The sequence below is a fragment of the Pseudomonas sp. Irchel 3H3 genome, from assembly GCF_900187635.1.
Classification (GTDB): Bacteria; Pseudomonadota; Gammaproteobacteria; order Pseudomonadales; family Pseudomonadaceae; genus Aquipseudomonas.
This window is the reverse complement of record NZ_FYEC01000058.1, coordinates 1-2497: the sequence shown is the minus strand read 5'-3', so window position 1 is coordinate 2497 and position 2497 is coordinate 1. Positions and strand designations below refer to the sequence as shown.

Annotated in this window: 1 protein-coding gene; it reads left to right on the top strand. The window is 58.1% G+C overall.

The window, feature by feature from the left end:
* The coding region (locus CKW24_RS27605) for an immunoglobulin-like domain-containing protein (protein WP_371917618.1) at positions 1 to 2497 on the top strand (2497 nt) is incomplete at both ends.

Here is a 2497-nt window from a genome sequence, read left to right as displayed (position 1 = left end):
ACCACCGTCACCGACCAACCGTCGGGCGAAGGCGACAAGATCACCGTCACCATCGAAAGCAATGGCGACGTGCTGGAAAACGCTGCACCTAAGTTCACGGTGAAAGTCGATCAGGAACTCAAGCAAGACCTGACCGTGACCCTGAGCAACGGCGACACCGTGGTCATCAAGGCCGGCACCAACAGCACTCCGTACGAGCTGAAAGCCCAGGGCGATGACGTCTACAAAGACGGCGAAACCATCAAACTCGGCGTCACCGACGCTGCAGTCGACGGTAAATCCTTCGAAAACCTGGTCCTCGGCAACGAAGCCATCGTTACAGTCGGCGACACTACTTCTGAAGTGGTTGCCACTCTGTCTGTGGATAAGTCCACCGTCACCGAAGGCGGCTCCGTCACTTACACCGTGACCCTGACCAACGCTGCTGGCTTGCCAATGAGCAGCCACGGCCCGCTGGTCTTCACCCTGTCCGACGGCACCAAAATCACCGTTCCTGCGAATGGGACTTCGGCCAGCGCGACCGTCACCGCCAAAGACGACATCTTCGCTGGCGGCCAGACACCAATCGTCAACAAACTGGTTTCGGTTACTGGCGCAGAGAATTTCGAGAAGCTGACCCTGGGCGACACGACGTTGACCACTTCGGTCACTGACGAGCCAGGTACTGACGGCGACAAGATCACCGTCACCATCGAAAGCAACGGCGACGTGCTGGAAAACGCTGCACCGAAGTTCACCGTCAAGGTTGATCAAGTCCTCAAGCAGGACCTGACCGTCACCCTGAGCAACGGCGACACCGTCGTCATCAAAGCCGGCACCAGCAGCGTGCCGTACGAACTGAAAGCCCAAGGCGATGACGTCTACAAAGACGGCGAAAACATCAAACTCGGCGTCACCGACGCTGCAGTAGACGGCAAATCCTTCGAAAACCTGGTCCTCGGCAACGAAGCCATCGTTACAGTCGGCGACACTACTTCTGAAGTGGTTGCCACTCTGTCTGTGGATAAGTCCACCGTCACCGAAGGCGGCTCCGTCACTTACACCGTGACCCTGACCAACGCTGCTGGCTTGCCAATGAGCAGCCACGGCCCGCTGGTCTTCACCCTGTCCGACGGCACCAAAATCACCGTTCCTGCGAATGGGACTTCGGCCAGCGCGACCGTCACCGCCAAAGACGACATCTTCGCTGGCGGCCAGACACCAATCGTCAACAAACTGGTTTCGGTTACTGGCGCAGAGAATTTCGAGAAGCTGACCCTGGGCGACACGACGTTGACCACTTCGGTCACTGACGAGCCAGGTACTGACGGCGACAAGATCACCGTCACCATCGAAAGCAATGGCGACGTGCTGGAAAACGCTGCACCTAAGTTCACCGTCAAGGTCGATCAGGAACTGAAACAAGACCTGACCGTCACCTTGAGCAACGGCGATACCGTGGTCATCAAGGCCGGCACCAGCAGCACTCCGTACGAGTTGGCAGCACAAGGTGATGACGTCTACAAAGACGGCGAAACCATCAAACTCGGCGTCACCGACGCTGCAGTCGACGGTAAATCCTTCGAAAACCTGGTACTCGGCAACGAAGCCATCGTTAAAGTCGGCGACACCACTTCTGAAGTGGTTGCCACTCTGTCTGTGGATAAAACCACCGTCACCGAAGGCGGCTCCGTCACCTACACCGTGACCCTGACCAACGCCGCTGGCCTGCCAATGAGCAACCACGGCCCGCTAGTATTCACTCTGTCCGATGGCACCAAAATCACCGTTCCTGCGAACGGGACTTCGGCTAGCGCAACCGTCACCGCCAAAGACGACATCTTCGCTGGCGGCCAGACACCAATCGTCAACAAACTGGTTTCGGTTACTGGCGCAGAGAATTTCGAGAAGCTGACCCTGGGCGACACGACGTTGACCACTTCGGTCACTGACGAGCCAGGTACTGACGGCGACAAGATCACCGTCACCATCGAAAGCAATGGCGACGTGCTGGAAAACGCTGCACCGAAGTTCACCGTCAAGGTTGATCAAGTCCTCAAACAGGACCTGACCGTCACCCTGAGCAACGGCGACACCGTGGTCATCAAGGCCGGCACCAGCAGCACTCCGTACGAGTTGGCGGCACAAGGTGATGACGTCTACAAAGACGGCGAAACCATCAAACTCGGCGTCACCGACGCTGCAGTCGACGGCAAATCCTTCGAAAACCTGGTCCTCGGCAACGAAGCCATCGTTACAGTCGGCGACACCACTTCTGAAGTGGTTGCCACTCTGTCTGTGGATAAAACCACCGTCACCGAAGGCGGCTCCGTCACCTACACCGTGACCCTGACCAACGCCGCTGGCCTGCCGATGAGCAACCACGGCGAGCTGACCTTCAAGCTCTCCGACGGCACCACCATCACCGTTCCAGCCAACAGCACCACCGGCACGGCAACCGTAGTCACCAGCAACGACATCTTCACCGGCGGTCAGCCGGCACTGGTCAACAAGCTGG